The organism is Pelomicrobium sp. P1, from assembly GCF_052805615.1.
The window spans coordinates 82,581-103,372 of record NZ_JBRBEM010000016.1 but is presented as its reverse complement, the minus strand read 5'-3'; the positions used below and the strand labels follow the sequence as shown (position 1 = coordinate 103,372).

At 66.8% G+C, this 20,792-nt stretch carries 27 protein-coding genes; 6 read left to right on the top strand and 21 right to left on the bottom strand.

All coding sequences use genetic code 11. The annotated features are described in order from the left end of the window. Positions 1-255: 255 nt before the first annotated feature. The gene (tyrS, locus tag ACUVYZ_RS14970) at positions 256-1,464 is read right to left on the bottom strand and encodes a tyrosine--tRNA ligase (protein WP_439935245.1); all 1,209 of its coding nucleotides are present in this window, start codon (positions 1,462-1,464) and stop codon (positions 256-258) included. Positions 1,465-1,641: 177 nt separating this feature from the next. On the opposite strand from tyrS, the gene ACUVYZ_RS14965 reads away from it, so the two are divergent. Together ACUVYZ_RS14965 and ACUVYZ_RS14960 are read left to right on the top strand one after the other, a co-directional pair. Next, positions 1,642-2,949: a M23 family metallopeptidase gene (locus ACUVYZ_RS14965; protein ID WP_439935244.1), complete on the top strand. Its 1,308-nt coding sequence runs from the start codon at positions 1,642-1,644 to the stop codon at positions 2,947-2,949. Between the two features lie 53 nt (positions 2,950-3,002). After that, positions 3,003-4,112, top strand: a complete 1,110-nt coding sequence (locus ACUVYZ_RS14960) for an anhydro-N-acetylmuramic acid kinase (RefSeq protein WP_439935243.1) — start codon at positions 3,003-3,005, stop codon at positions 4,110-4,112. A 61-nt stretch (positions 4,113-4,173) separates the two neighbouring features. Here the strand turns inward: ACUVYZ_RS14960 and erpA are convergent, their stop codons facing one another. The 6 genes from erpA to rplM all read right to left on the bottom strand — a co-directional run bounded on the left by erpA (position 4,174) and on the right by rplM (position 7,714). Then, positions 4,174-4,518, bottom strand: a complete 345-nt coding sequence (gene erpA / locus ACUVYZ_RS14955) for an iron-sulfur cluster insertion protein ErpA (RefSeq protein WP_439935242.1) — start codon at positions 4,516-4,518, stop codon at positions 4,174-4,176. 56 nt (positions 4,519-4,574) lie between these two features. Beyond that, positions 4,575-4,985, bottom strand: coding sequence for a bactofilin family protein (locus tag ACUVYZ_RS14950; protein WP_439935241.1), 411 nt, complete (start codon positions 4,983-4,985; stop codon positions 4,575-4,577). A 14-nt stretch (positions 4,986-4,999) separates the two neighbouring features. Further along, positions 5,000-5,743, bottom strand: a complete 744-nt coding sequence (locus ACUVYZ_RS14945) for a DUF6776 family protein (RefSeq protein ID WP_439935240.1) — start codon at positions 5,741-5,743, stop codon at positions 5,000-5,002. Continuing rightward, positions 5,743-6,771: an N-acetyl-gamma-glutamyl-phosphate reductase gene (gene argC, locus ACUVYZ_RS14940; protein ID WP_439935239.1), complete on the bottom strand. Its 1,029-nt coding sequence runs from the start codon at positions 6,769-6,771 to the stop codon at positions 5,743-5,745. The genes ACUVYZ_RS14945 and argC overlap by 1 nt, the downstream gene beginning before the upstream one ends. 112 nt (positions 6,772-6,883) lie before the next feature. After that, positions 6,884-7,276: a 30S ribosomal protein S9 gene (rpsI, locus tag ACUVYZ_RS14935; protein ID WP_439935238.1), complete on the bottom strand. Its 393-nt coding sequence runs from the start codon at positions 7,274-7,276 to the stop codon at positions 6,884-6,886. A 9-nt stretch (positions 7,277-7,285) separates the two neighbouring features. Beyond that, entirely contained in the window at positions 7,286-7,714 is a 429-nt protein-coding gene (rplM, locus tag ACUVYZ_RS14930) for a 50S ribosomal protein L13 (RefSeq protein ID WP_439935237.1), read from the bottom strand. A gap of 476 nt (positions 7,715-8,190) precedes the next feature. Between rplM and ACUVYZ_RS14925 the strand changes: the two genes are divergently transcribed. Together ACUVYZ_RS14925 and ACUVYZ_RS14920 are read left to right on the top strand one after the other, a co-directional pair. Then, positions 8,191-8,937 carry a YdcF family protein gene (locus ACUVYZ_RS14925; RefSeq protein ID WP_439935236.1) on the top strand — a complete coding sequence of 249 codons (747 nt, stop codon included), beginning with the start codon at positions 8,191-8,193 and terminating at the stop codon, positions 8,935-8,937. Between the two features lie 155 nt (positions 8,938-9,092). Further along, on the top strand, positions 9,093-9,509 hold the full coding sequence (locus tag ACUVYZ_RS14920; RefSeq protein WP_439935235.1) for an OsmC family protein: 417 nt from the start codon (positions 9,093-9,095) through the stop codon (positions 9,507-9,509). Positions 9,510-9,890: 381 nt separating this feature from the next. On the opposite strand, the gene ACUVYZ_RS14915 is transcribed toward ACUVYZ_RS14920, so the two are convergent. The 13 genes from ACUVYZ_RS14915 to ACUVYZ_RS14855 form a co-directional block, all read right to left on the bottom strand. Beyond that, positions 9,891-10,442, bottom strand: coding sequence for an REP-associated tyrosine transposase (locus ACUVYZ_RS14915; protein ID WP_439935234.1), 552 nt, complete (start codon positions 10,440-10,442; stop codon positions 9,891-9,893). Positions 10,443-10,562: 120 nt separating this feature from the next. After that, positions 10,563-11,189, bottom strand: a complete 627-nt coding sequence (gene coq7, locus ACUVYZ_RS14910) for a 2-polyprenyl-3-methyl-6-methoxy-1,4-benzoquinone monooxygenase (RefSeq protein ID WP_439935233.1) — start codon at positions 11,187-11,189, stop codon at positions 10,563-10,565. A gap of 340 nt (positions 11,190-11,529) precedes the next feature. Then, positions 11,530-11,724 (bottom strand): DUF1640 domain-containing protein, encoded by a 195-nt coding sequence (locus ACUVYZ_RS14905; RefSeq protein WP_439935232.1) that lies wholly within the window; start codon positions 11,722-11,724, stop codon positions 11,530-11,532. A gap of 162 nt (positions 11,725-11,886) precedes the next feature. Beyond that, entirely contained in the window at positions 11,887-12,159 is a 273-nt protein-coding gene (locus tag ACUVYZ_RS14900; protein ID WP_439935231.1) for a coiled-coil domain-containing protein, read from the bottom strand. A gap of 189 nt (positions 12,160-12,348) precedes the next feature. Then, on the bottom strand, positions 12,349-12,657 hold the full coding sequence (locus ACUVYZ_RS14895) for a type II toxin-antitoxin system RelE/ParE family toxin (protein WP_439935230.1): 309 nt from the start codon (positions 12,655-12,657) through the stop codon (positions 12,349-12,351). After that, positions 12,641-12,883 carry an addiction module protein gene (locus tag ACUVYZ_RS14890; protein WP_439935229.1) on the bottom strand — a complete coding sequence of 81 codons (243 nt, stop codon included), beginning with the start codon at positions 12,881-12,883 and terminating at the stop codon, positions 12,641-12,643. The genes ACUVYZ_RS14895 and ACUVYZ_RS14890 overlap by 17 nt, the downstream gene beginning before the upstream one ends. Before the next feature lie 270 nt (positions 12,884-13,153). Continuing rightward, the gene (locus tag ACUVYZ_RS14885; RefSeq protein WP_439935228.1) at positions 13,154-13,507 is read right to left on the bottom strand and encodes a HepT-like ribonuclease domain-containing protein; all 354 of its coding nucleotides are present in this window, start codon (positions 13,505-13,507) and stop codon (positions 13,154-13,156) included. After that, entirely contained in the window at positions 13,504-13,794 is a 291-nt protein-coding gene (locus ACUVYZ_RS14880) for a nucleotidyltransferase family protein (protein ID WP_439935227.1), read from the bottom strand. The genes ACUVYZ_RS14885 and ACUVYZ_RS14880 overlap by 4 nt, the downstream gene beginning before the upstream one ends. Before the next feature lie 341 nt (positions 13,795-14,135). After that, positions 14,136-15,272 (bottom strand): porin, encoded by a 1,137-nt coding sequence (locus ACUVYZ_RS14875; RefSeq protein ID WP_439935226.1) that lies wholly within the window; start codon positions 15,270-15,272, stop codon positions 14,136-14,138. 594 nt (positions 15,273-15,866) lie between these two features. Beyond that, a complete protein-coding gene (locus ACUVYZ_RS14870; RefSeq protein ID WP_439935225.1) occupies positions 15,867-16,205 on the bottom strand; it encodes a type II toxin-antitoxin system PemK/MazF family toxin in 339 nt (112 codons plus the stop codon). Further along, positions 16,195-16,434, bottom strand: coding sequence for an AbrB/MazE/SpoVT family DNA-binding domain-containing protein (locus tag ACUVYZ_RS14865; RefSeq protein WP_439935224.1), 240 nt, complete (start codon positions 16,432-16,434; stop codon positions 16,195-16,197). The genes ACUVYZ_RS14870 and ACUVYZ_RS14865 overlap by 11 nt, the downstream gene beginning before the upstream one ends. Positions 16,435-17,180: 746 nt before the next feature. Then, on the bottom strand, positions 17,181-17,549 hold the full coding sequence (locus ACUVYZ_RS14860; RefSeq protein ID WP_439935223.1) for a PIN domain-containing protein: 369 nt from the start codon (positions 17,547-17,549) through the stop codon (positions 17,181-17,183). Then, the gene (locus tag ACUVYZ_RS14855) at positions 17,546-17,785 is read right to left on the bottom strand and encodes a ribbon-helix-helix domain-containing protein (RefSeq protein WP_439935222.1); all 240 of its coding nucleotides are present in this window, start codon (positions 17,783-17,785) and stop codon (positions 17,546-17,548) included. Before ACUVYZ_RS14855 ends, ACUVYZ_RS14860 begins: the two co-directional genes overlap by 4 nt. 149 nt (positions 17,786-17,934) lie before the next feature. On the opposite strand from ACUVYZ_RS14855, the gene ACUVYZ_RS14850 reads away from it, so the two are divergent. Then, positions 17,935-19,272 (top strand): FAD-dependent monooxygenase, encoded by a 1,338-nt coding sequence (locus ACUVYZ_RS14850; RefSeq protein ID WP_439935221.1) that lies wholly within the window; start codon positions 17,935-17,937, stop codon positions 19,270-19,272. Between the two features lie 150 nt (positions 19,273-19,422). Beyond that, positions 19,423-20,178: a DsbC family protein gene (locus tag ACUVYZ_RS14845; RefSeq protein ID WP_439935220.1), complete on the top strand. Its 756-nt coding sequence runs from the start codon at positions 19,423-19,425 to the stop codon at positions 20,176-20,178. 197 nt (positions 20,179-20,375) lie between these two features. Here the strand turns inward: ACUVYZ_RS14845 and apaG are convergent, their stop codons facing one another. After that, the gene (gene apaG / locus ACUVYZ_RS14840) at positions 20,376-20,759 is read right to left on the bottom strand and encodes a Co2+/Mg2+ efflux protein ApaG (protein WP_439935219.1); all 384 of its coding nucleotides are present in this window, start codon (positions 20,757-20,759) and stop codon (positions 20,376-20,378) included. Between the last annotated feature and the right edge of the window lie 33 nt (positions 20,760-20,792).

Sequence of the window (20,792 nt, the reverse complement as noted above, 5' to 3'; positions counted from 1 at the left end):
CGTGACAGAACTCCTCGGCATGAGCCCAAGCTTCAGGGTCCTTCAAAGCCGCTGCTCAAAAGCGCACCCCACGACCCCTCTAACCCGTGCCCACACCGATCGGCTGTTCGATTGTTAAAGAGCAATGCCGCGAATGCGGCGAAGGGCGGCATTATACAGGGCGGCGCATCGGGGTCAAGGAATTTCACCGCCCGCGAGTGCGGACGGTGGCTCGCCAATGGAGGGAAACGGCTTCCAGACGTTACGCCAGAGGGCTCAGACCAGCACCACGCGGGCGAACCTGCGTTTGCCCACCTGCGCGACCACGGTCTCGCCCCGGTGAAGGCGAAGCTGGGCGTCGGTCACCCGCGTCCCGTTCAGCTTCACGCCGCCCTGGCCGATCATGCGCAGCGCCTCCGAGGTGCTGGCCGTCAGCCCCGCCCGCTTGAGCAGTTGGGCGATGGGTAGCCCTTCGCCACCCGCTTCCAGGCTGACTTCGGGCATGGTCTCGGGCAGAGCCCCATACCGGAACCGGGCCTCGAACTCGGCCTGGGCCCGCGCCGCGGCCTCCGTACCGTGGAAGCGCGCCACGATCTCCCGGGCAAATTCCGCCTTGACGTCCCGGGGATTGCGGCCCTGGGCGACCTCCTCCTTCCAGCGCCGGACGGTCTCCAGCGGCTGGAACGACAGCAGCTCGATGTAGCGCCACATCAGCTCGTCGGAGACGGACATGAGCTTGCCAAAGATCTCCTGGGGCGGCTCGTTGATGCCCACGTAGTTGCCCAGGGACTTGGACATCTTGTTGACCCCGTCCAGGCCCTCCAGCAGGGGCATGGTGAGGATCACCTGGGGCTCCTGGCCGAAGTGCTTTTGCAGCTCGCGCCCCATGAGCAGGTTGAACTTCTGGTCGGTCCCGCCCAGCTCCACGTCGGCCTTGAGCGCCACCGAGTCGTAACCCTGCACCAGAGGGTAGAGAAACTCGTGGATGGCGATCGGCTGGTTGCTGCGGTAACGCTTGGCGAAATCGTCCCGCTCCAGCATCCGGGCCACCGTGTAGGTGGCGGCCAGGCGGATCATGTCGGCGGCGGTGAGCCGGTCCATCCAGGTGGAGTTGAAGACCACCTCTGTCTGCTCGGGCTTGAGGATCTTGAACACCTGCTCGGCGTAAGTCCGGGCGTTCGCCTCGACCTCCTGTCGCGTAAGGGGGGGGCGGGTCGCGTTCTTGCCCGAGGGATCGCCGATCATCCCGGTGAAATCGCCGATCAGGAACAACGCCGTGTGGCCCAGATCCTGGAACTGCCTCAGCTTGTTGAGCAGCACGGTGTGGCCGAGGTGCAGATCCGGGGCGGTCGGATCGAAACCGGCCTTGACCCGCAGCGGCCCCCCCCGGGCGAGCTTGCGGGCGAGCTCGTCCTGGGAGATCAGCTCTTCGCAACCGCGGCGGATCTGGGCCAAAGCCCGCTCGATCCCTAGAGAATCGCTCAAGTCCGTTTCCTTATTTCAAACAATAAAATAAATTGATTTTTTAAAAAAGTTTCTTAGAATCTGATTTTGGGGCGGGCGACAAAGCCGCTGCCCGCCATGTTCCCATCGGGAGACGGCGCGCGGGCTCGGTGCTAAAGTTGCATTTTTTTACAAACCCAGCCGGTCAGTGAGGGAGGCATGATCGAGCATGAGATTCTAACCGAAGACCGCACCCGGGCCGTCCGGCGCTCTCGCCGCTGGATGATGGTCCTCTTCGCCATTCCCCTCTTCGGCATGGTGGCCGCTTTCGGCATCGCCCCCGGAACCCAGGTCGAGACCGTCCCCCAGCGCAGCGTGGTGGAAGAGTTCGACCTGCTCCTCGCCACGGAAGAGCGGGAACCCGCGCTGGCCTTCTGGCAGGAAGAGGTGATCCAGAAAGGCGACACGGTGGGAGCCCTCTTGTCCCGCCTGGGCGTGGACAACGGGGATACGGTCGCTTTTCTCCAGAGTGTGCGCGGCAGCCCCGCCCTGCGCCGCCTGGTCCCCGGCAAAACGGTGAAGGCCCAGGTGAGCGAGGACGGCCGGCTGCTGGCGTTCCGGTATCTGGACGGGTCCAACGAGGAGTTCGCCGTGGACCGCTCCGACGAGGGCTTTTCCGTGCGCACCGCCGCCCCGCCGATCGAGCAGCGGGTCGTGCTCAAGGCGGGCACCATCGAGAGCAGCCTGTTCGGGGCGACCGACGCGGCCGGCATTCCCGACGCCATCGCCATCCAGATGGCGGAAATCTTCGCCTCCGAGATCGACTTCCACCGCGACATTCGCAAGGGCGACCGGTTCATCGTCCTCTACGAGGAGGAGCTTTATGACGGGGCGCCGATCCGCTCGGGACGCATCCTGGCCGCGGAGTTCGTGAACGACGGCAAGACCCACCGGGCCATCCACTTCGCCACCCCCGAGGGCAGCGGTTACTACACCCCGGAAGGCAAGAGCCTGAAAAAGGCGTTTTTGCGCTCCCCCCTCCCCTTCTCCCGGATCACCTCCGGGTTCACCCAGGCCCGTTTCCATCCCATCTTCAAGGAGTGGCGGGCGCACCGAGGGGTCGATTACGGCGCCCCCACCGGCACGCCCGTGCGCGCCACGGGCAGCGGGCGGGTCGCGTTCGCCGGCAAGCAAGGGGGTTACGGCAACATCGTCATCCTCCAGCACGCCGGAGGCTACAGCACCGCCTACGCCCATCTGTCGGGCTTCGCCCGGGGCATCCGTCCCGGCGCCCGGGTGGAACAGGGTCAGACCATCGGCTACGTGGGCATGACCGGCTGGGCCACGGGTCCCCACCTGCACTATGAATTCCGGGTGAACGGGGTGCAGCGGGATCCCCTCCGAGTGGTCATGCCGGAGGCCCCGCCCATCGGCGCTCGGCACCGGGCTGCGTTCAAAGCCGCTGCGGCGAGCCTCACCGCCCGGATGGACCTGATGCGCAGCGTGATGCTGGCCCGCGCCGAATAGTCCTGCTAGGCCCCAGGGGCTGACCGCCCCTGGGGCCCGCGAGCTCCTCTCCCATGCCTTCCGCCGCCTCGAGCGCCGTCGAGCGATACGCGGGCCTCATGTCCGGAACCAGCCTGGACGGGGTTGACGGAGCGGTGGTGGAATTCCAGGGCGACCGCGGACGGCTGGTGGCCACCGCCCACACCCCCTACCCGGACGCCCTGCGCGCAGAGCTCATGGGCCTCGCCCAGCCCGGGGACAACGAGCTGGAGCGCTCCGCCCTCGCCGCCCAAGAAATCTCCCGGCTCTACGCCGCAACCCTGAAGAGGCTGCTGGAGACCGCTCCGGGGAAACCCGCCGTGCGGGCGGCAGGCTGCCATGGGCAAACGGTGCGCCACCGGCCCGAGTCCCGCTTCAGCCTCCAGCTTCTTGAGCCCGCCCTGGTGGCCGAGCTGGCCGGCGTGCCGGTGGTGGCCGACTTTCGCAGCCGGGACCTGGCGGCGGGGGGCCAGGGGGCGCCCCTGGTGCCCGCCTTCCACCGGGCCCAGTTCGGCCTTAAGGGCCGCACCCGCGCCGTGGTCAATATCGGCGGCATCGCCAACGTGAGCGTGCTCCGCTCTGACGGCACCGTGCTCGGCTTCGACACGGGCCCCGGCAACGTCCTGCTGGACGCCTGGTGCCACCGGCACAGGGGGCAGCGGTTCGACGCCGGCGGCGCCTGGGCGAGCTCCGGCCGGCCGATCCCCGCCTTGCTCGAGACCTTGCTGGAAGATCCCTACTTCCGGGCGGCGCCGCCCAAGAGCACCGGCCGGGAACGCTTCCACGAGGCGTGGCTGAACCGCCACCTGCGGGGAGGCGAGCGCCCGGAGGACGTGCAAGCCACGCTCCTTCGGCTCACCGCCGAAAGCGTGGCGGCGGCCATCGAGGCCGCCTGCCCCGACGCCGACGAGGTGTACCTCTGCGGCGGGGGGGCCCGCAACGGCGCCCTGGTGGCGGCTTTGAGGGAGCGGCTCGGCCCTCGCCGGGTCGAGCTGACCGACGTCCTGGGAATCGCGGTGGAATGGGTGGAAGCCGCGGCCTTCGCCTGGCTTGCCCGCGCCACCCTCCTGGGTCTTCCGGGAAACGTGCCGGAGGCGACCGGCGCCGCAGGACCCCGGGTCCTGGGAGCGATCTACCCGGCCTGATCCGGGTGGGCTGGAGAGGCGGCGGGAGAGCTCCCGCCGCCAGGAGACGGCCTCCCGGGACTTACACCGAGAACGAGGAGCCGCAGCCGCAGGTGGTGACCGCGTTCGGGTTCTTGATGACGAACTGCGCCCCCTCGATGCTTTCCTGGTAGTCGATCTCGGCGCCCACCAGGTACTGGAAGCTCATGGGATCGATCAGCAAGGTGACGCCATTCTTTTCCATCACGGTGTCGTCCTCGTTGATCGATTCGTCGAAGGTGAACCCGTACTGGAACCCGGAGCAGCCGCCGCCGCTCACGAATACCCGCAGCTTCAGCTCGGGATTGCCTTCTTCGTCGATCAACTGCCTCACCTTGTTCGCCGCGCTGTCGGTGAAGATCAGCGGAGTCTCGGTCACTGCGTTCATGTTCCGCTCCTGGAAAAACCCGTTTGCTTTCATTATGAAGCCGACGTCGACCCGGGTCAATCGCTGGTGGCGGGCTTGAGGGTCACCACGTTTTCCTTCTCCGCCGCGGCCTGGTCGTGCACGAGCTGCCCGTCCACCAACGCGCCCACCTGGATCTCGATGCGGGCGTAGTGCACATCTCCCCGGACCCGGGATTTGCTTTGGAGTTCCAGGTATTCGGAAGCGTGGACGGGTCCCACCACCGTGCCGTTGATCACTGCGTGGGACACCCGGATCTCCCCCTCGATGGTGGCGTTTTCGCTCAGCACCAGGGTGCACGCGGACTCGCCCGAGGCGATCACGCTGCCCCGCACGTGCCCGTCGACCCGCAGCCCGCCGTTGAAGACGATGTTGCCGTCGATGCGGGTTCCCGCGCCGATGAGACAATCGATGCGATTGTGCGGCTTGGTCGGCTTGTTGAAGAACATCCCGGTTCCTCCCCTTACGAAAGAGCGGTGGTTTCGGTGACGAGAGCCTCCCGCCGTCCCTCGCCGTACACCTGGACCTGCAGGCTTTCCACGGCCGTCCCCGGCGGCACCTTGAATCGCCCCTCCACGCGCTGAAACACCCGGAAGCTCACGTTGAAGGCAGCGGGATCCGGGGCGTCCGGCCCGGGAAGGGGAATGACCGCCTGCCGCCCGCCCTGCACCACCCGCACCGCGAACTGGAGCCGGCCGCGAAACGGCTTGCCCTGGCCCGGCGGCTGTACCAGCAGGAGACTGTAGCGGTATTCGTCCGGGACGATGTCCCGCTCCAGAACGAAGCGGTGCACCGCGAGCTGCCGCCCCGGACCGACGCCGGAGGTGAGGCTCTCGAAGAACGCCAGATCCTCCTTGAGCTGGGCGTTCTCCTGGATCAGGGTCTTGACCTGGCGCGCCAGATCCTCCTGGGCCGCCCGCTCCACCTGCAGCTCGCCTTCGGCCCGGGCGGTGCGCAACCGCAGCTCCTCGTTCTCCCGGGTGAGCCGCTCGCTCAGGCTCCGCAGCCGCGCCAGCTCGCCCGCCGCCTCCGCCGCGCTGAAGCCCGCCACCTCCCGCCCGGTCTCGAACAACCGCCAAGCGAGGAACCCCAAGGCCACCGTGAGGAGCACGATGCTCAAGGTTCTCCAGTACCACGGGACCTGGGGGCGGATCGCCACTTGCGGCGCAGCGATGCCGAAGCGCCTGCGCAGATCCTTGAGCGCCATCAGGGGAACAAGGGCGCGTGGGTGAGCCCCAAGCCTTCCGGCAGCCCGAACATGAGGTTCATGTTCTGGACGGCCTGTCCGGCGGCCCCCTTCACCAGGTTGTCGATGACCGACAGGATCACCAGGGTGTCGCCCCCCTGGGGCCGGTGCACGGCGATCCGGCACAGGTTCGCGCCGCGCACGGAGCGGGTGTCGGGATGGCTGCCGGGGGGCAGCACGTCGACGAAGACCTCGCGGGCGTAACGCTCCTCGAACAGGGCCTGGGCGTCCGTTTCCCGGGTGAGCCGGGCGTAGAGGGTGGCGTGGATCCCCCGCACCATGGGGGTCAGGTGGGGCACGAAGGTAAGCCCCACCGGCCGACCCGCCGCCCGCGTGAGCCCCTGGACGATCTCCGGGTGATGGCGGTGGCCCGGTACCCCGTAGGCTTTGAAGTTGTCGGAGGCTTCCGAGAAGAGCAGGGGCAGTTCCGCCTTGCGCCCGGCCCCGCTCACCCCCGATTTGGCGTCGGCCACCAGGTGCGCCAGGTCCACGACCCCCGCCTCCACCAGGGGCAGGAATCCGAGCTGGACCGCCGTGGGATAGCAGCCCGGGTTGGCCACCAGCCGCGCCGAGCGGATGCGCTCCCGGTTCACTTCCGGCAGGCCGTAGACCGCCTCGGAAACGAGCGCGGGACTCGCATGGCCCATGCCGTACCACTTCTCCCAGGCGGCCACGTCCGCCAGACGGAAATCCGCCGAGAGGTCGATCACCCGCGCCCCCGCCCGGAGAAGCGCCGGGGCCTGTTCCATGGCGACACCGTTGGGGGTGGCGAAGAACACCACGTCGCATTCCGCCAGGGGCGCCGCCTCCGGGGCGGAAAATTTGAGCTGCACCTGCCGGCGCAGGCTGGGAAACAGCTCCGCCACCGCCATGCCCGCTTCCTTGCGGGAGGTGATGGCGTGCAGCCGGACCTCGGGGTGCTCCGCCAGGATCCGGAGCAGCTCCACCCCCGTGTAACCCGTGCCGCCGACGATGCCGACCTTGATCATGAGTCCCGCTTCCACCGCCTGGGCGGCTCCACCGATCGGTGCCGCCCGAAAAGAAAAAGGGGTGAACCCCGGCCGGCGGGGCCACCCCCAATGTCCCTCGTTGGTATCGTTCTTACCGCTTGGAGAACTGCTTGCGCCGCCGCGCCTTGTGCAGGCCCACCTTTTTCCGTTCTACTTCCCGCGCGTCCCGGGTGACCAGCCCCGCCTTGCGCAGCACGGGTTTCAGGGCTGCGTCGTAGTCGATCAGGGCGCGGGTGATGCCGTGGCGCACCGCGCCGGCCTGGCCCGATTCGCCGCCTCCATGGACGTTGATGCGAATATCGAACCGCGCTTCGTTGTTTGTCAAGACCAGAGGTTGCCGCGCGATCATGCGGCCCGTCTCGCGGGAGAAAAACTCGTCGATGGGTTTGCCGTTGACCCGGATCTCGCCCCGGCCGGGCTTCATGAACACCCGGGCCACCGCGCTCTTGCGACGGCCGGTGCCGTAGTAAAACTCGCCTATCATCGGCGCTCCTCAGATGTCCAACTGCTTCGGTTGCTGGGCGGCGTGGGGATGCTCGGGACCCGCGTACACCTTGAGCTTGCGAAACATGGCGTAGCCGAGGGGACCCTTGGGCAGCATGCCCTTGACCGCCTTTTCGACTACCCGCGCCGGAAAGCGCGCCTGCAGCTTGCGCAGGCTGGTGCTGTAGAGCCCGCCGGGGTAACCGCTGTGCCGGTAGTAGATCTTCTGATCCAATTTTTTGCCCGTCACGCGGATCTTGTCCGCGTTGATCACCACGATGTAGTCGCCGGCATCCACGTGGGGGGCGTAGATGGGCTTGTGCTTTCCCCGGAGCCGGCGCGCGATCTCGCTGGCGAGGCGCCCAAGCACCTTGTCCGTGGCGTCCACCACGAACCAGTCGCGCTTCACGTCCTGGGGCTTGGTCGAATAGGTTTTCATCGGACGATTCGATCGGAGGAAAGGCGCGAATTTTAGGTTAGTTTTCCTTTAAGTGTCAAACCACAAGCGCACCCGCCCGGGCGGGGAAATGGGGCGATGGAGGGAATGCGGGTGAACCGGGAGGACGCCCCATCCGGTCACCGTTGAGGCCAATGAATATCACGTGAAACTAATATTTTATAACTCTAATATTGCGTTGCCATAAAAGGCGATTATGCCGCCGGAAATGGAAAGAGATTCAATCTCGACTACCCAAAAGGAGAAAAAAAAGGCGCAACCTGATGGGGTTGCGCCGAGTTCCACCTTAGGAGGAGGATGGAGGAGACAACCATTGAATACCCATGACGAGCATTCAATGTAAGCGCATTATGCCTGAAATGAGCCGCCAATGCAAGTATTTTTTTGCATCGCGTCACAGAGGCCGCGAAAAATATTTAACAAATTGATTTTAAATCATTAACATGACGAGCGGGCCCATGGTCAAGCTTTTAGGAGGGTTCCTTCTCCCGCCCGCCTCCCTTCTGCTTGCCCTGTTAGCAGGCTGGGCCCTGCTCAAGCGGCGCCCGGGAGCGGCAAAAGCCTTTCTGGCCACCGGGATCCTCGGCCTGTGGATCGCCTCCACCCCGGCGGTGGCCTACCGTGCCTTGGGGCTTCTGGAGCCCCCTCCCCTCGCGGGAGATCCCCAGCGCGTCCAGGCCCAGGCCATCGTCGTACTGGGCGGAGGCACCCTGTTCGCCTCCCCCGAATACGCCGAGGACACGGTCGGTTCCTGGACCCTGGAGCGGCTGCGCTACGCGGCGCGGCTCGCCCGCGCGAGCGGCCTTCCGATCCTAGTCACCGGGGGAAATCCCCGCGGCCGCCCCCGCAGCGAGGCGGCCGCCATGAAGGAAGCGCTGGAAGAGGACTTCGGCGTCCCGGTGCGCTGGGCCGAGGAAGGCGCGCGCAACACCCTGGAGAACGCGCTGCGGTCGAAGGAAATCCTCGCTCCCGCGGGGATCACGCGCATCCTGCTGGTGACCCATGCGGCCCACACGCCGCGGGCGGCGATGGCCTTCCAGCAGGCGGGCTTCGAAGCGATCCCGGCCCCCACGGGATACGCGGCCCGGCTCGCCGGCGACGTGTTCGATTGGCTGCCCCGCGCCGACGCGCTCCTTGCCACCCGCAGCTTCCTGCACGAAGCCCTGGGCTATGGCTGGTATCGACTACAATGGGCGCTTCGTTAAAGTAGAAAAGCCCTTCGTAGAGGCGCCGGAAAAGGAGAGGAAATCTCCTCTTCGCGCGCATATGGCGCCTTTTGCGTTTAAGGAATAATTCTTTCTCTGTGTCCCTGCGCCTCTGCGGCGAACGGCCGGAAACCATACGGCGGAAAGGAGCGGACGTGAAGGCGAGGATCAAATGGGTCGAAGAGGCGAGCTTCCTCGGCCAGAGCGAGAGCGGTCATGCCATCCTCATGGACGGGCCGCCCGAGGCGGGCGGCCGAAACTTGGGGCCGCGCCCCATGGAGACCGTGCTCATGGGCACGGGGGCGTGCACCGCCTTCGACGTGGTGCACATCCTGAAAAAAGCCCGCCAGAGCGTCACCGACTGCGTGGTGGAGATCGACGCCGAGCGGGCGGCCCAGGATCCCAAGGTATTCACCCGCATCCACTTCCACTTCGTGGTGAAAGGCAAGGGCCTCAAGCCCGAGCAGGTGGAGCGGGCGATCAAGCTCTCGGCGGAGAAATATTGTTCGGCCTCCATCATGCTAGGCAAAACGGCATCGATCACCCATGACTTCGAGGTGCTGGAGACCTAGTCCCTTGGAGGCCTCTTGCGTCCGCTCCCGCTCCCACCGCTGCGCGGCTTCCGTGTCGCGGCCGCCCTCCCTCATGCTAGGCAAAACGGCGTCGATCACCCATGACTTCGAGGTACTGGAAGCGTAGGGTGCATTGAGCGAAGCGAAATGCACCGCCCTTGGGTGTAGCACCGGCACCGGACCTCGAAGCGCCGAAGCGGTGCGCCCAGGCGCACCCTACCGGCATGTAGGGTGCGTTGAGCCACGCGAAACGCACCGGCAGCAGCACCGGCGGCAGGTCCCGAAGCGCCGAAGCGGTGCGCCAAGGCGCACCGCTTCTACAACCCAAATCCGTAGGGTGCGTTGAGCCATGCGAAACGCACCGGCCAACAGAGGGCGGCGCTATTCACCCCCAATGCTGTCCGGAACGCTCGGCGCCACCCCCGCTGCCCAATCGAGCGGATACCGCCCCTCCCTGACGAACCGGTGGAAGCTGGAATAGGGCCACTGCGCGGGGGTCGAGCACAACCGGTGCTTGACCGGGTTGTAATGAATGTAATCGAGGTGTGCCGCGAGATCCCGCTCGTCACGAATGGTGTGTTCCCAGAATCGCCGCTGCCATATAAGCCGCTCGCGCCGCTTGGCGCGGGAGAAAGCCGCCGGCTGCGTTTCATCGCCTCCCGCCCCCCAGCGTCTGGAGACCGCCGACTTGATCATGCGCCAGCGCCCCGAATAATCCGCATCGCCTGGTGGAAGCCGCCAGATGCAATGCAGGTGGTCGGGCAAGAGCACCCATGCCACGATCTGGAAAGGATGACGGGACCGTACCAGGCGGATCGCCTCCCGCAGGGCCTGGCGCATGGGCTCGGTGCAAAGCCAGGGGCGTCGTTCGTACGCGACCACCGTACAGAAAAATGTGGCGCCCGGAGTCCGATTTCGCCGGTAGTTGGGCATGCAGGAACCCCCTTTCTCCTGCTGCAAACGATACGCTGAAGCGCCGAAGCGGTGCGCTAAAGCGCACCCTACAACTCCATTCGCCTCGATCTCCTCTGCGCGCTTGAGCGCGCCAGAGGGCTACACCCAATACGCCGTCGACGTCATCACCCGGGAGGTGACCCGCATGGCGAGCCGCACCGGCGCGGGCAGCTCCGCGCCGCCGTGATAGAGCGCCGTGGAGGCATGGCGCGCCTCGTCGATCTTCATCTGGAGGAGGATCGCCCGGCTCTTCCTGTCCTGCTTGGGCAGCCGCTCCAGGTGTCCGTCCAGGTGGCCTTCCACCTGCCGCTCGGTCTCCGCCAGGAAGCCCAGGTTCCAGCGGTCGCCCAGGAGGCCCGCCACGGCGCCGATGGCCAACGACCCGGCGTACCAGACGGGATTGAGCACGCTCGTGCGCCCGCCGAGTTCCGCGAGCCGCGCCTCGGTCCAGGCGAGATGCTCGGTCTCCTCCTGGGCCGCCTTGCGCAGGGTCGCCTGGATCGCGGGATGGCGCGCCGTCAGGGCCTGGCCCTGGTACAGGGCCTGGGCGCAGATCTCCCCGGCGTGATCCACCCGCAAGAGCCCCACCACCCGCCGGCGCTCGTCGTCGGAAAGGGGCGCCTCGGGAAGATCGCTCCCCGGCCGCTTGCGGGCCGAGGGGGCCGGGGCGAAGAGGGTGCGCAGGGCGTTGTCCAGGGTGATCAGCAGGGGGTCCAGGTTGAACATTTTTCGCGGGTCGCCTCAACGGCGGACGTGTCAATGCGAAGGCGAGGCTCAGGCGGCGCGCTGGAAGCGCGCCTCTGCTGCCTCTACGAGGACTTAAGCAGTCCGTCAGGAAGCCGAGTCGACAACGCCGTCATGTTCGCGTTCCGAATCGTAGTCTGTTTTGGATTTATCGATGCAATCACGGCATTTCACGCCTGTCAAGGATATCGCACCGGGTAGACTTGAGAGCGGTGCGCCAAGGCGCACCCTACGGGCCTCGTAGGGTGCGTTGAGCCACGCGAAACGCACCGGCGGCAGGTCCCGAAGCGCCCCAAGCGGCGCGCCCAGGCGCACCCGACAACTAACCGGGAAAGAAGGCTTTGAGGATAAGGGCGAGCACGCCGCCCAAGAGGAGGCCCAGCATCCACTTGACGACCGTGATGTCCGCTTTGATGGGCGCGAGCTCGATTTGCAAATCCTTCTTGGTCACAAGATCCGCCTCGCCCTGGGCATCCCGGAAAGCGTCGGCCAAGGCTTCGGCCTGTGCCTCGGTCATGCCGGCCTCCTGCAGGCGCCGGATGAACTGTGGGTGTCGAAGGTGATGGTGGCCACGGAAAAAGTCTAGCACGAAACGCCCAAAAACCGGGCGCCTCGGTCGTAGGGTGCGTTGAGCGCAGCCGAAACGCACCGCCAGCGTGCGGGTGCCTGCGGAGCTGTGCTAACCGGGAAAGAGGGCTTTGAGGATAAGGGCGAGCACGCCGCCCAGGAGGAGGCCGAGCATCCACTTGATCAAGGTCATCTCACCCTTGAGCGCCTCGAAGCGCGCTTCCAGCTTCATCTCGAGCGCTCGAAGATCCTGCTTCGTGGCGAGCTCCGCCTCCCCATAGGCTTCACGGAAGGCATCGACGATCGCCTCGGCTTGGGCTTCGGAAACGCCCGCTTGCTGCAGGCGCCGGATGAACTTGTGGGTGTCGAAGGAAATGCTGGCCATGCCAGAAGTCTAACATGAAACCCGTCAGAGGCCGGGCGCCTCGGTCGTAGGGTGCGTTGAGTGAAGCGAAACGCACCAAATCCTAGCACAAGAAAACGCCCGGGGCTTTGGGCGTCGGGCCGAGCGAAACGCACCGGCATACGGAATCAGGGGCCTTGGAGCGGTGCGCTAAAGCGCACCCGACGGCGCTCAAGCGGTGCGTCGTGCGCGGGCGCGCCAGTAACCCGGGCGGCGTTTACCGTGGGCGACGGCGAGCACTTCCACCTCATCACCACGCAGCCGGTAGATCAAGCTGTAGGGAAAGCGAGGAAAAACGTAGCGCCGGGTGCAAGCGGCATACCGAGGCCACCTGGTCGGTGCCGTGGAAATCGCCACCACCGCGTGTTGGAGTTCTTTGCGAGACCCCTCCGCAGCGGCCTCGCTGCGTTCGGCGTACCATTCGAACGCTGCCAGGACCTCTTCGGCAGCGGCCGGGTAGAACCTAACGCCCGCCGGCACGCCTGTCGCCGAAGAGCTTCGCCCGGAGCGCTTCCCAGGAGACGGCCTGAACGGCTCCGCCGTCGAGCTCAGCCATGCGGCGCTCGATTTCAGCGAGCCAGGCCTCTTCTACGCTCTCCTCCGATCCGGGCTCCAGGCTTTCGATCAACAGGCCCGTCAGTGCCGCCCGTTCCTCGGGGTCGAGCCCCATCGCTTCCTCGTACAGTTTTTGTACCGTGGTTCCCATGGGCTCACCGCTCCTGCGACCCTTACGATGTCAACACAAGATAAGGCCAAGCCCGCCCAGCATGCAAGTCAGCCGTAGGCTACGAGACGTGGGGTGCTTTGGGCGTAGGCGAAACTCACCGGTCACGGGACAAAAGACCTCCGAGGCGGTGCGCTAAAGCGCACCCTACAGGCGTCGTAGGGTGCGTTGAGCCGCAGGCGAAACGCACCAATGCCCGGTGGAAGCGCCCGGACGGTGCGCTCGAGGGCACCCGAGAGCGACCGCCCCGGATCATTCCAGCGCAATTCCTTCGCAAGCCGCAATGTCCCGAATGTCGGCCGCGAGTTGTGGGAGATGCCGTTCGACGATATTCCAGACGAGGTGGATATCGACGCCCAGATACTGGTGGGCCAGCACGTTGCGGGATGCGGCGATTTGCGCCCACGGTGTCCCCGGATACCGGGCTTTGAGGTCATCGATGCCCATGTCCCTGACCGCCTGACCGATGACCTCCAGGTTTCGGATGACCGCGTCCTGGGTCTTCTTGTCGGCCAAAAAAGCTTCTTTCCCATCGCGGACGTATTCTTCGATCCGGCGAATGCAGTCGTGAATGTGCCGGATGTAGACGGAGCGGTCCTTGCTCAAAGGGGTTGAGCCTCGGTCAGGATGCGGTCCTTCAAATAGGGGCTGAGGGCATTGGGGGTCAGCACATCGGTCCTGCGGCGGAGAAGCTGCTCCAGATCCTGCTGGAGGGCCACCAGATCGTACAAGGTGCGGCCTTCCTCCATGTCCACCAGTAAATCAACATCGCTCGACGTCTCTTCCGATCCGCGTACGGCGGAGCCGAAGACCCGCACGTTGTGCGCGCCGTGGCGTGCCGCGATCTCGAGGATTTCCTGCCTGCGCTGCCTCAGCTGTTCCAATAACCCCATCGGCTCACCGTTACCGCCTGTTCGAGCGTTAACCCGGCCATCAACCCCTGCCTCTTCTCGGCGCCCAATAGCCTAGCACAAAGATAAAATCGGGCGCTGCGCCAAGGCGCACCCTACAACCCAAATCGTAGGGTGCGTTGAGCCGCAGGCGAAACGCACCGGACAGCGGAGCACCGCCCCCGTAGGGTGCGTTGAGCCGCAGGCGAAACGCACCGGACAGCGGAGCGAAAACCTCCAGAGCGGTGCGCCCAGGCGCACCCGACAAAAAAAACCGGGCGCCCGAAGGCGCCCGGCGAAAGCCCGCTTTAAGCGCGGTGGCGGCTCGTGGCCGCCCGCGCGCTTTAGAAGCTGTGGCGGACGTGGAGCGCGAAGGCGTCCGGATCCCGTCCAGCCGCAGCCGCGCCACTGCCAATACCAGCAGGGTTCACAAAGAAGTCGTACCCGGCGTTGGTGTCGTTCTTGATCTTGGTGTAGTAGGCGTAGGCCACGGTGCGCTTGGAGAAGTGGTAGCCCACCCCCACGGTGTAGTGATCGGCGCCGCTGTCGCCGATCCCGCAACCTGGCATGCCACCCACGAAGGTGGTGGTAGGCGTGCCGCCCGCGCAGGAGCCGTCCACATCGTCGGCGTGGAACCATTGGGCGCGCAGGTCGAAATTACCCATGCGGTGGGAGCCCACGATGCCCCAGGCGTCCCGCTCGGCCTTAGAGCCGGCGGCCACCACGTTTTCGTACTCCAGGCTTTCCCACACGGCGCCAACGAAGGTGTTGCCCTGGTTGAAGGTGTAGCGCACGCCCACTTTCCACCCGGTGTCGTCTCCCTTGGAACCACCGGTGGTGCGCTGCTCGTTGTGCTTCGCATAGGCGGCGTCGATGCCCAGGCCCATCCACTCGTAGCTGGCGCCGATGGCCCAGCGGTCTTGATTCTGAGCGTTGGTTTTACCCTCGTCGGGGGCATAGGACACCTTGAACGAGAAGCCGGCGAACTTGGGCGACCAGTACTGGACGATGTTCGACTGCCGGTTGCTGAAGCCCGCTGACGTGCCGCCGACGCCGTTATTGTTGCCGATCAGGGCCTCGATGTCGGGCATGCCGGTGGCGTAGAAGCGGTCGTAGCCGATGGTGGCGAGCTTGTACGGCTCATCCCAGCGGCCCAAGAACACATTACCCCAGTTGCCGGAGAGACCCACGGCGCTGTTGCGGCCCGCCCAGGCGCCGCTGGTGGAGCCGTCGGGACGGACGTCGTTTTCCACTTGGAACCAGGCCTTCAAGCCCCCGCCCAGGTCCTCCTGGCCCTTGAAGCCGATGTTGGACGAGTTGCTGTTCACCCGGGTGCGGCGGGCGTCCGTGGGATTGTCGTTGTCCACGGACTCCAAGCTCATGTTGAGGGTGCCGTAGATGGTCACGTTGTCGGCGGCCGTGGCGGCCAGGGGGGCGGCCAGGGCGCCGGCGACGGCCAGCGCGATCAACTTCTTGTTCATGCGGTTTTCTCCTCTGAAGAATCGCTGCTCTAAATAAGGATGGTTCGCGAACGTTCCTTATTTCCTCGACTTCCCTCCCCAAGGTCGAGAAGTCGAGGGTATTGTGGCAAGGGGGCGGCCCGGGAAACAAGAAAAAACCGCCTAAACGCCCCCCCCGGACCCCCCATTTGTTGCGCGGACGCAACACCTCCCGGCGGCTGCCGGGGAGCCCGTCCGCCCAAGGACTTAGGGAAAAATATTGCAACGGCGCCTCAAGGCGCTTGACAAATCCGCCGGCAAAAACGCAACAGGGGCGGCGGGAAGGGTTAGAAAATACGATATATCAAAGGCTTATGCCGATGCGGCGCGCCCAGGCGCATCCGACGGGCATCGTAGGGTGCGTTGAGCGAAGCGAAACGCACCGCCCCCGTAGCACCGGGCGGCAGGTCCCGAAAACGCCGGAGCGGTTGCGCCCATGGCGCACCCGGGCGGGGGCTCGAGCGGCGGCAAGCCCCGAAGCGCCCCAAGCGGTGCGCTAAAGCGCACCCTACAACCCCGAACAGGCATCGTAGGGTGCGTTGAGCGCAGCCGAAACGCACCGCCCCCGTCGCTTGGTCAACAGGCAAACGCCCGCTCGAGGGATCGCCGCACCGCCCTCCGGTCGACCTGGGCCAGGGCGCCCAGCTTGCGGACGACAAAGCGATGGTCCAGCGTGAACAGCTTCATGCGCACCACGGAGGGCGCGGGCAAGCCGGCGCGGGCGAGATCGGCAAGGCGCACATCCAGCGGCCAGGGGGGGTTCTTTGCGCTCGTGATCATGGCCATGACGCTGTGCCCCACCGGATCGTTGAAGGCCTCCCGGTCGGACAGCACAAGGGCCGGGCGCCGCTTTTGCCGGGCCGAATCGGTGAACGGGAAGGGCACCGCCACTACGTCAAACCTTTCATAGGCCACGATAGGCCTCCTCGTCGTTTTCCGACGCCCATTCGCTCAACGTCCCGACGACGGCTTTGGCGTATTCCACGTCGAGGGGTGACACCCGACGCAGGACGACCTTTTGGCCTTCCACCTCGAAGGCCACCCTGTCGCCTTTCTCGATACCCAGCCGCTTGCGCACCTCGGCAGGGATGGTTGCCTGGTATTTGCTCGTGACTTTCGACGCCAGCATGATGACCGCCTCCATGCGTATTGCAGTATTACTGTATGGCGGCACGAGCGGGGCGTCAAGGGACCCGGGGGGCGGGAAGCGTCGTAGGGGGCGTTGAGCCACGCGAAACGCACCGCCCCCGTAGGGTGCGTTGAGCGACGCGAAACGCACCGGGCGGCAGGACCCGAAACGCCGGAGCGGTTGCGCCCAAGGCGCACCCGGCGGGGGCTCGAGCGGCGGCAAGCCCCGAAGCGCCCCAAGCGGTGCGCTAAAGCGCACCCTACAACCCCGAACAGGCATCGTAGGGTGCGTTGAGCGACGCGAAACGCACCGCCCCCGTAGGGTGCGTTGAGCGACGCGAAACGCACCGGGCGGCAGGACCCGAAACGCCGGAGCGGTTGCGCCCAAGGCGCACCCGGCGGGGGCTCGAGCGGCGGCAAGCCCCGAAGCGCCCCAAGCGGTGCGCTAAAGCGCACCCTACAACCTGGAGAAAGGCTGCGGCGAGGCGCGACCGACCAGGCTACCCCATCCCCTCCCTAACCCGTCCACGGCCCGGCCTGCAGGCCGGACCGGCTCCGCGGGCGAGAGAGCTGTGCTCTGCGAAACCCCCGCTCCGCCCCCTTGAAGGGGAGGGAACCCATCCCCTCCCTAACCCTCCCCTTGAAGGGGAGGGGACCCTACCCCAGCCCGTCCACGGTCTGGCATGCCCCTGTCATCCTGCCCCTTCAAGGGGGAGGCCGGGAGGGGGATGGGTGGGCGCGGGCAATTTTTGAGACAGGTGCTCAGAGGGTATACGGCACCAGGACGAAGTCCCACCGGCCGGGAGGGAAGTCCTTCACGTTCCGCGTCGCCAGGCGCAGCTCGTGGTGCTGGGCGAGCGCCACTTGAAACGCGTCGGGCAGCTTCCAGCGGTGCCGGCGGCGTAACTCGGCGGCCCGGTCCGCGATGGGCTGATCGATGGCCAGGGTCGGAAAACAGTCGAGCAGGCGCTTCGCCAGGGCGGCCGCTCGGGTCCCGAAACCGGCCAGCACTTCGGCCCGGGTGATGACCGAGATGGCCGCGCTGCCCCCGCTTTGGGCCAGGTAGCGGGTGGCGGCATCGATCCCGTTGAAGTGATCGATCAGAATCACCGAGTCCAAGAGGACCGTCACCGGCGCCTGTCCCATTCCCGCCGCAGACGGCGCTGATAAACGAGGCCATCATCGCCTTTCCACATCCCCCGGGTCTTCTCCAAGAGTCGTTCCATGCGGGGCGCGGACTCGCACCGCTCGCGCAATTGGCGAACGGCTTGTCGGACGATCTCGGTCATGGGAACGCCTTCTTGCCGGGCTTTGCGGTCCAACCAGGCCTTGTCTTCCGGATCGAGACTCACGACCGTTCGGATCATTCTTTCACCGCGATATCGACTTTTAAGAAATGATATCGTCAATTCGCCGGGAGGCCAATGCAGACAGCGGCGGCCCGGCGGAATTCGAAACGCGCCCCGATCGTCCCGTCCGCGCCGGGCCCGGCAGGCCCGCCGGGTATAATCCGCCCATGGAATGGGACGTGGCGGTGGTGGGCGGCGGGTTCGTGGGGCGGGCCCTCGCCCGGGCGCTTCGGGGCAGCGGGCTCGCGGTGGCGTTGATCGACGCGGAGGCCCGGGCACGAACCGCAGGGGGCGTCGAGGGAGGCGAGACGCGCCGGAACGACACCGGAGAGCGGTGCGCTGAAGCGCACCCGACAAGCCCGATCGACGCGGCAGCGCCGGGGCGAACCGTCGAGGAACTCGAGGGGCGCGAGACGGTCCGAAATGGCGCCCCCGCGCCCCCCGGGGTCCTTCCCGGCTGGGACCCCCGCGTCTACGCCGTGAGCCCCGGGAGCCGGGCGTTCCTCGCCGAGCTGGAGGCGTGGGCCCGGCTCGATCCCGCCCGCGTCGCGACCGTGGAGCGCATGGAGGTCTACGGCGACGACGCCCGCTCCCGGATCGTGTTCAGCGCCTACGAGCTGGGGCGGCCGGCGCTGGCCTATATCGTGGAGCACCGGGCGCTCCAGGCGGCCCTCGAGTCCGCCCTGGCGGGGCAGGCGAATCTCGCGTGGCGGCGGACGCCCCCGCCCGCGGGCCTGGCCTGGGGCCTCGAGGGCATTGCCCTCTCCCTGGAAGGGGGCGAGACCCTGGAGGCTCGGCTGGTGGTAGGGGCGGACGGGGCGAACTCCTGGGTGCGGCGCCAAGCGGGAATCGAGGCGACGGAGAAGCCCTACGGCCAGCAGGCGGTGGTGGCCCATTTCCGCTGCGAGCGCCCCCACCATAACACCGCCTTCCAGTGGTTCCGGGAGGACGGGGTGCTGGCGCTGCTGCCCCTGCCGGGGGAGTGCGTCTCTATGGTCTGGTCCACCTGGGACGCGCACGCGGCGGCGCTCCTCAACCTGGACGATTCCGCACTGGCCGCCCAAGTGGAGGAGGCCTCCCGGGGCGTGGTGGGGGGGCTCGCCGTGATCTCGCCGCCGGCGGCCTTTCCCCTGCGGCTCGTGAAGGTTAAGCGGCTCGCGGCGCCCCGGGTGGCCCTCGCGGGGGACGCCGCCCACACGATCCATCCCCTGGCCGGGCAAGGGGTTAACCTGGGCTTCCAGGACGCGCGGGTGCTGGCAGAGGTCCTCAGGAACCGGGGGCCGGTGACCGACTGCGGCGACTACTTTCTGCTGCGCCGCTACGAGCGGGCCCGCCGGGAGGAGGTGGCCCTGATGCAGCTCGCCACCGACGGGCTCGCGCGCCTCTTCAGCGCCCGGGCCTGGGGCGTCGGGTGGCTGCGCAACACGGGGCTGCGGCTGGTGGACGCCCTCACGCCCGTGAAAGCGCGCCTGGCGCAACAGGCGCTGGGCGAGGCGGTCGAATGAGGATAATGTAGGGTGCGTTGAGCCGCGCGAAACGCACCGGCGGGCCGGCAAAGTACCGCCGGATGCGGTGCGCTGAAGCGCACGCTCGACATACCAGACAGAGCGGTGCGCCCAGGCGCACCCTACCGCAACGACGAAAGGGACCGTGCCGTGCTGAAATCCGTCTTGACCGCCGGGATGGCGGCCGTACTCGCGGTGCTGCCTTCCGCCTTCGCCCGCGCCGACGCCGAGGCGGCGAAGAAGGCGCTGGAGGCGCGCTTGCAGGGGGAGCGCATCGAAAGCGTGAAACCCACCCCGTTCGCCGGCCTCTACGAGGTGATCGTGGCGAGCCCCCGGGGCAGCCTAGTGATGTACACCGACGAAAAGGCCCAGTTCCTGTTCGCCGGCGGGGCGCTTCTGGACGTGCGCAGCGCCCCCTACAAGGACCTTACCCGGGAGACGGTGAGCCGGCTCAACGCCGCCCTGATCAACGGGTCGCTCAAGCTCGCGGTGAAGCGGGTGAAGGGCAACGGCCAGCGCACCCTCATCACCTTCGAGGACCCCAATTGCCCCTATTGCAAGGCGCTGCAGAAGGAACTGGTGCAGCTTACCGACGTCACCATTTATACCTTCCTGTGGCCGTTCCTCTCCGAGAGTTCCCTCACCAAATCCCAGGCCGTCTGGTGCGCCAAGGACCGGGGCAAGGCGTTCGAGGATCTGATGCTGCGGGACCAGGTGCCTCCCGCCGACAAGGCGGGCTGCGAATACCGGGCGGAGCCCGTGCACGACATGGCCCGGCGTCTGGGCCTGCAGGGCACCCCCGCCATCTTCCTCGCCGACGGCACCGAGTACACGGGCCCCCGCACCGCGCAAGCCCTGGATCAGGCCCTCAAGGAGGCGAAGACCGCGGGCGGAGGGGGGCGATGAGGCAAAGCCGCCCGCCCCGTCCCGCCGCCCCGCCGGCCCGGCCCGGCTCTTCCGCCTGAGGCCGCGCCATGTGGGTGGTGCTGCTGGAGACCGCCCTCGCCCTCGGGCTGGTCGTGTTCATCGTGTGGTGGACGATGCCGCGCAAGGGGCGGCGCGACGAGGGACCGGACCGGGAGGGGTAGAAACCCGCGCCCGCCTCAATGGAGCATGCGGGGCGCGCTCAGGGTGAACTCGGGGATGGGCGCTTCGAAGGTCACCCCGTCCTCGGCCCGCATGTGGTAGCGGCCGGTCATGGTGCCCACGGGGGTGGCGATGGCGGTGCCGCTCGTGTATTCGAAGCTCTCCCCGGGGCGCAGCACCGGCTGCTCGCCCACCACCCCCAGGCCCCGCACTTCCTGCACCCGGTTGTCCGCGTCGGTGATGATCCAGTGGCGGCTCATGAGCTGGGCGGCGACCGTGCCGGTGTTGGTGAGGGTGATGGTGTAGGCGAACACGTAGCGGTTTTCCGCCTCGTCCGACTGGTCGGGCAGGTAGGTGGTGCGCGCCTTCACGTCGATCCGGTAAATTTTGCGTTCGCTCATAGGGTACCCTCGCCGAGGCCAGGCTTGCATTGC